This window comes from Streptomyces niphimycinicus (assembly GCF_018883605.1).
Taxonomy (GTDB): Bacteria; Actinomycetota; Actinomycetes; order Streptomycetales; family Streptomycetaceae; genus Streptomyces; species Streptomyces niphimycinicus.
Map to the genome: position 1 here is coordinate 1 of NZ_JAHLEM010000441.1, position 371 is coordinate 371.

The 371-nt window shown below is 69.8% G+C and carries 1 protein-coding gene; it reads left to right on the plus strand.

From position 1 onward, the window contains the following. Window positions 1-371 (plus strand): beta-ketoacyl synthase N-terminal-like domain-containing protein (locus KN815_RS31880; RefSeq protein WP_301184669.1); only part of this gene is annotated, 371 nt, incomplete at both ends.

Here is a 371-nt window from a genome sequence, read left to right on the forward strand (position 1 = left end):
GGGGCTGGCCGATCCGGACCCCGACCGCAAGGGCACCTTCTACAACAGCGGCGGCGGATTCCTCGACGGCGCCGCCGAATTCGACCCCGCGTTCTTCGGCATTTCGCCGCGCGAGGCGCTCGCCATGGACCCGCAGCAGCGACTGCTGCTGGAAACCTCCTGGGAGGTTTTCGAACGCGCGGGAATCGACCCGACCTCCGTCAAGGGCAGCCGCACCGGCGTTTATGTGGGCGCCTCGGCCATGGGTTATGGCTCGGATGTCTCGGGCGCGCCGGAGGAGTTGGAGGGGCTGCTGCTCACCGGCGGCGCCACCAGTGTGCTCTCCGGCCGTATCGCCTACACCTTCGGCCTGGAGGGCCCGGCCGCCACCA